Source organism: Prosthecobacter sp., assembly GCF_044232965.1.
Taxonomy (GTDB): Bacteria; Verrucomicrobiota; Verrucomicrobiia; order Verrucomicrobiales; family Verrucomicrobiaceae; genus Prosthecobacter.
This window is the reverse complement of record NZ_JBIIKX010000023.1, coordinates 78,302-84,719: the sequence shown is the minus strand read 5'-3', so window position 1 is coordinate 84,719 and position 6,418 is coordinate 78,302. Positions and strand designations below refer to the sequence as shown.

The window sequence follows — 6,418 nt, the reverse complement described above, 5'->3', positions numbered from 1 at the left end:
GTATCTTCAATCCCAGCACCACCAATGGCCGGAGCAGCTTTGCCACCGGAAACAACGCCGTTAGCATGGACTACTCGAATTGGATCACGGGCAATGCCACCGCCAGCCTCGGTCTTGGTGCCGCCCCGACGACCACCGTGCCTTGGACGCACAATCAGAATATCGCCACGCTCATCAATCACATGAGCGTGCTTCTTACCTCCGATCAGCTCTCCACTGCAACGAAGAGCCGCCTTCGGAACTTCGTCAGCCAGCCCATCACCTCCATCACCACTGGCAATCCCTGCACCGTGAACACCAACGGCCCGCATGGCTACGCCACTGGACAAAGCGTCTGCATCAGTGGCGTCGCAGGTGGCACCTTCTCAGTCTCAGTCAATAGCAACTCCACCGCCCGCGTTATCACCGTGGTGGACGCAGACACCTTCACGATGACCGGCGTAAACTGCACCGTTGCCCCAAGTGCCGGGAATCTCGCCAACGCCCACGCCTCTCAGGTCATCTATGACCAAGGCAATGCCAATCCTGGCGCCGATCAGCGCCGAGATCGCTTCCGTGCCATCCTGCACCTCATCCTCACCAGCCCAGACTTCACCATCCAGCGCTGATTCACCCCATGAACTCTCCCAACATCCTCACCCGTCGTAGTTTTCTCCGCCGCGCCGCCGTGCTCGGTAGCGCGGGTGCCTGCGCTGGCACCATTCGCGATTTCCGGCTCATGAATTCCCTCATGGCCGCGCAGAATCCCAATCCCAGCGGCCCCTACAAAGCCCTCGTCTGCGTCTTCCTCGGTGGTGGTAACGATGCCAACAACTGGATCGTCCCCACCGATAACACGACCTACGGCGAATACGCCGCCGCTCGTGGGAACCTCGTTCTCCCGCAGAGTTCCCTGCTGCCCCTCCGCACCGGCCCGCTCGGCACCGATCCCGCCTACAGCTACCAGGGCCGCACCTATGGCTTCCACCCCAGTTGTTCGAGACTCCAAACTCTCTTTGGCGAAAAGAAGCTCGCCATCGTGCAGAACGTCGGGACCCTCGTCCGCCCCACCACCAAAGCCCAATATAATTCCGGTCTCGTCGCCTATCGTCCGCCGCAACTCTTCTCCCACAGCGATCAGGTCACCCAGTGGCAGACCTCTATCCCCGATGTGCCCCCCACCACCGGCTGGGGCGGTCGAGTCGCCGACATCTACAATTCCGTCGCCAATCCCACTGGCAAGATCTCCATGAACGTCTCCATTGCCGGAGCCAACACTTTCGAAATCGGCAATCTCGTCTCCCAATACCACGCCGCCACCACCGGAGCTGTTACCCTAAGCGGCGGAGCCATGATGAGCGGCTCAGGTGCACGTGTCAGAGCCATGAAGGACATCATGGCCCTCAGCAACTCCAATCTCCAACGCCAGGCCTACGCCAGCGTGCTCGACAGTGCGATCAAAGTCGGCGACCTCCTCAACGGCAATATCACCGCCAAGGCCGACCCCACCGACAGCCCCCTAGGCGGCTACACCAACGCCCAGCAGGTCACCGGTTTCAATGGTGGACAAACCTTCAAGTGGTCGACCGGTCTCACTGGCATCTACAATCCGGCTTTGACCGGCTTCACCGACGGTCTCGGCGGTTTCCCCAACACCTCGCTGGGCACTCAGCTCAAGATGGTCGCCCGCCTCATTGCCGCCAACGGCCCGACCGGTTTCGACATGAAACGCCAGATTTTCTACGTCACCGCTGGCGGCTGGGACACGCACACCGCACAGGTGGATGGCCCAGGCTTCACCAATCAGCCCACCAATACCGCCGGCACCCACTACGGCCTACTCCAACAGGTCAGCGAAGCCATGTTCGCCTTCCAGCGGGCCATGGAGCAGCTCGATGGAGGCGCCCCCGCCAAGCCCTACTCCACCGGCGTCACGGCCTTCACCGCCTCCGACTTCGCCCGCACTTTCCCCTCCAACAGCCAGGGCAGCGACCACGGCTGGGGCAGCCATCACATCATCGTCGGCGGAGCCGTCGATGGCGGCAAAATGTTCGGCAAACTTCCCACCTTTGCCATCAATGGTCCCGACGACACTGGCACCGGCCGCTGGCTCCCCACCCTCTCCGTGGACGAACACACCGCCACCCTCGCCCAGTGGTATGGCCTCGACTCCAACGAAGTCACCGGCCTCCTCCCCAACCTCAGCCGCTTCAACACCTCCTTCGCGAACAAGTTCATCGGCTTCATGAAGCCCGCATGACCCGCGGCAAATTGGCTTGGGTCGCAAAAACCTCGGTCATCAACCAACGGTTGCTCATCCATCGAGTCATCTATCTTCGTGTCATCATGTCGCCCTTGCTTGATGGATGATGCGCAAACATTCGATTGCCGGGTTCGACTTTGAATCCAAGCCTCCACCATGAAAAAAACCCTCTGGAAGCTCCTCCTGCTCTTCGGCCTCACCGCAGCCATCTACTGGTTCGCCCGCCCGTCAGCACCCGGCACCTCCGAAACGCCCGCAGCACCTCCCAGTGCCCCGCAGGCCGTTAAACCACCGCAAAAAGCCGCCACAGTCACCGCTCCCGCAGCGTCCGCTCCCATCACCAGTCCAGCTCAGGTTCAGGCCCTACTCACACCTGCGCAGCCCGGCACCTTCAAGCGCATCGAAGCCCCGCTACCACCACCCGTGAAAATTCCCGGCGGTTACGCCGCCACCACCCAGCCTGATCCTGCCCGCGAAGAAGCCGAAGAAGTCGCCCTCAACCTCCGCAACTTCAGCCTGCGCTTCGGCGGCAACCCCGTCGGCACCAATGCCGAAATCACCAAAGCCCTCAACGGTGGCAATGCCGCCGCCGCCAACTACCTCCCCGCCTCCCGCCGCACCAACGCCGTTGGCGAACTCCTCGACATCTGGGGCACCCCCTACTTCTTCCACCAGATGTCCGCCCAGCAGATGGAGATCCGCTCCGCCGGTCTCGACAAAACCCTCTGGACACAGGACGACATCATCGCGCAGTGATCCACATGCGCCTCTCTCTGCTCATTCTGTGCCTCCTCGGCCGATTCACGGCTCTCGCCGACCTGCCAGTCCCGCCCCAGGTGCTCGATCCCTTGACCGCTGCCGAAGCCTGGAACGTCATCCGCCTCTCCACCACCAACGTCGCACGACTGCTTAAAGAAGAACGCCTCCAGGAAGTGCCCGCGCAAGTTTCCCTTTGTAGCCCTGCCCTGCGTCTGCTCGCGCGTGCTTCCACCGCACCCGAACATCGTCAGTTGATCGACCAAAACACCGCCCTGGCCTTCCGGCTCGTCAACGACATCGCCCAGGCCGGCACGGCACGCATTCCTGCCAGTACCGCCGCAGGCTTCGCACGCTTGCAGGCTATCCTTGATGAATTGAAGCCCGCCTTCGATCCCGCAGAAGTCACTGCCGAGATCCACGTCTGCCCGCAACACCCCGAACGGCTCTCGACCAAATCCGACGCGCCCTGCCCCCTTTGCAACAGCCCGCTGCGAGTCCGCCGCATTCCTTACACCGACGTCAACCCTGCGCCGCTCACTCCACTGACCAGGCTCAACCTCGAATCCGAGGTCGAGCTCACGAAAGGCGTCGAAACACGGCTGCGCGTCCGCTTGCAGACCCTCACCGGTCAACCCCTGGCCTCAAATCAGCTCGTGCCGCTGCACGGTGCGCCCGTCCGCTTTCTGCTCGTGGACCAGACCTTGCAGGACTTCCATCTCCTCACGCCCACAGGCACGGACCAGCCAGGAATCTTCGAGTTCGCCTTCACCCCCGCCGCTGCTGGCCCCTACCGCCTCTGGGCCGAGATCGCCCCTGCTGAAACCGCGCTCCCCGAATATCCCGCCGCCGACCTCGGTGGCGAGTTCAAGATCGTGAGCCGCTCCACACGCGATTTTCTCGATGTCGTCAGCACCACCGTTGGCGGCTTTCGGTTTGACCTCACCTTCACTGGCGGCAACGGCGGCTCACCACCGCTGCGTCAGGTCAGCCTGATGCGCATCCATGTCAGCGACTCCTCCGGCCAGCTCGTCACACGCCTGGAGCCGCTCATGCAGGCATTCGCTCACCTCACCGGCTTTTACGACGACGGCAAAACCGTCCTTCGCGTCCATCCCGTTGGTGGCGACATCCTTCGCGAGGATTTGCGCGGCGGCCCCTGGCTCGCCTTCAAAATCTATCCGCCGCAGCCAGGCTACCTGCGCCTCTTTTGCCAGCTCCGCGTTGATGGCCGTGTCATCACCGCCCCTTTGGGCATTCACCTCACACGATGAGACAACTCATTGACGCCAAAGCACCTGAGGCGGCTGAAAAAAATCTAACACTCGACGGAAAGGATGGACAAAGAGCCGGCCAATCCGCTATTTTGCATTTTCCATAATCATGAACCAGCCTTTCTTTTTCACTCATCGTGTGTCTTGCCTGACAGCCGTGTTGATTCTGAACACTCTCCTCGGCATCACTGCCCATGCGCAGACCAACCGCCGGGGTGAGGCGTTCCCGCAGCAATCCTTCGCCAAGCACAGCCGTGGAACTGAAATTCCCGCCTTGCTGGGATCACGGCTGAAGCAAGTCGCCACATGGTATGACCGCACCGATGCCGAGCTCCGCGATCTCTGTCAGAAGGAAAAAACCCTCCGCATGGACCGTCAGGGCCGCCTCCATTTCGTCTGCGAAGGCCTCCTCCCGCTGCAAAACGCCGTTGCCAGGGCCGAGACAACCACTACCGGCACTACAATCCCCTCCGGTCCCTTCCCCGTGGACCAAACCTTCCTGCTGCACAGCAAACCCGCTGCCAGCAAGGTGATCTACCTCGACTTCGACGGTCACACCACCTCCGGCACCTACTGGAACACCAATTTCACCAGCGGCGCGAACATCGTGACACCGCCCTACAGCACCGACAGCACGACGACTTCCTTCACCACCACAGAACTCAACAACATCCAGGCCATCTGGCAGCGCATCGCGGAGGATTTCGCCCCGTTTGACGTGGACGTGACCACACAGGATCCTGGACTCGAAGCGCTGCGTAAAACGACCACTTCGGACACGCAGTTCGGCGTGCGCGTGTGCATCGGCGGCAGCAGCTACGATTGGTATGGCGCGGGTGCTGGAGGCGTGGCCTACCTGAACTCCTTCACTTGGAACTCGGACACACCCTGCTTCGTCTTCACCGCCCAGCTCGGCAGTGGCAACGTCAAATACACCGCCGAGGCCGCCAGCCACGAGGCCGGTCACACCTTCAACCTCAGCCACGATGGTCAGGTGGCGTACGACGCCGTTGCCGCCGTCGGTTACTACCAGGGGCATGCCAACTGGGCTCCCATCATGGGCGTCGGCTACTACAAGGACGTCACCCAGTGGAGCAAAGGCGAGTACCCCTATGCGAACAACACGCAGGACGACACCGCCATGATCGCAGGCATCACCGGCTACCGCGTGGACGAGCACGGCGACAGCATCGTGAACGCCACCCCGCTCACCGGCACCGCCATCGACGCCGCCGGCATCATCGAGCACCGCACGGACGCGGATATCTTCGGCTTCACCACTGGCGCGGGCACCATCTCATTCAATGCCACAACCGCCGCCCTCTCGCCCAATCTCGACGTCCAGTTCGCTCTCTACGACGGCCTCGGCAACCTCGTCACTTCCGCCAATCCCACCACCCTCGACGCTGCTTTGAGTGCCACGGTCGCCCAGGGAACCTATTACCTCGCCGTCGATGGCGTCGGCACCGGCGACGCTCTCACCGCTTACAACGACTACGGCAGCCTCGGCCAGTTCCGCGTCACCGGCAGCATCGTCCCTGTCAACGGACAGTCCCCCATCGCCGTCGCGGACGCTTCCGCACCCGTCACCGGCGCCGCCCCGCTCGCCGTGAATTTCTCCAGTGTCGGCAGCTACGATCCGGACGGCAGCATCGCCGCCTACGATTGGGATTTCGGTGATGGCACCGGCTCCACCGCCGCCAGTCCCGTCAAATCCTACACCGCCCCCGGCACCTACACCGCCTCCCTCGTCGTCGTGGACAACAGCGGCCTCTCCTCCGTCGCCGACACCGTCACCATCGTCGTGCAGAACAACAGTGTCGTCTATGTCGCCAACATCGCCATGAGCCGCAGCTCCACCAAGCAGGGCTACGCCGCCACCGCCACCGTCACCGTGCGCAACCAAAACGGTGCCCTCATGCGCAACGCCACCGTCACCGGACGCTGGAGCGGCCTCACCACCGCCAACGTCTCAGGCGTCACCAACCGCAGCGGCAATGCCGCCTTCACCTCCGCCCGCACGAAAAACCGCGGCACCTTCACCTTCACCATCACCGGCATCACCCTCTCAGGCTACACCTACGCTCCCACGCGGAACGTCGAGACCGGCGACTCCATCGCCACTCCATGAGCCATCAGAGGAGGG

5 protein-coding genes are annotated in these 6,418 nt (G+C 62.4%); all 5 read left to right on the top strand.

Annotated features, from left to right (window positions below; all coding sequences use genetic code 11):
- Nucleotides 1-608, top strand: a 608-nt coding sequence (locus ACILSI_RS12140) for a hypothetical protein (RefSeq protein ID WP_395722145.1), incomplete at its 5' end; no start/stop codon positions are given.
- An 8-nt stretch (nt 609-616) separates the two neighbouring features.
- On the top strand, nt 617-2,239 hold the full coding sequence (locus ACILSI_RS12135) for a DUF1501 domain-containing protein (protein WP_395722144.1): 1,623 nt from the start codon (nt 617-619) through the stop codon (nt 2,237-2,239).
- Between the two features lie 159 nt (nt 2,240-2,398).
- Entirely contained in the window at nt 2,399-2,998 is a 600-nt protein-coding gene (locus tag ACILSI_RS12130) for a hypothetical protein (RefSeq protein ID WP_395722143.1), read from the top strand.
- A 5-nt stretch (nt 2,999-3,003) separates the two neighbouring features.
- The gene (locus ACILSI_RS12125; protein WP_395722142.1) at nt 3,004-4,272 is read left to right on the top strand and encodes a hypothetical protein; all 1,269 of its coding nucleotides are present in this window, start codon (nt 3,004-3,006) and stop codon (nt 4,270-4,272) included.
- Between the two features lie 109 nt (nt 4,273-4,381).
- Complete coding sequence (locus ACILSI_RS12120) at nt 4,382-6,403, top strand: PKD domain-containing protein (RefSeq protein ID WP_395722141.1); 2,022 nt, start codon at nt 4,382-4,384, stop codon at nt 6,401-6,403.
- Nucleotides 6,404-6,418: the final 15 nt, after the last annotated feature.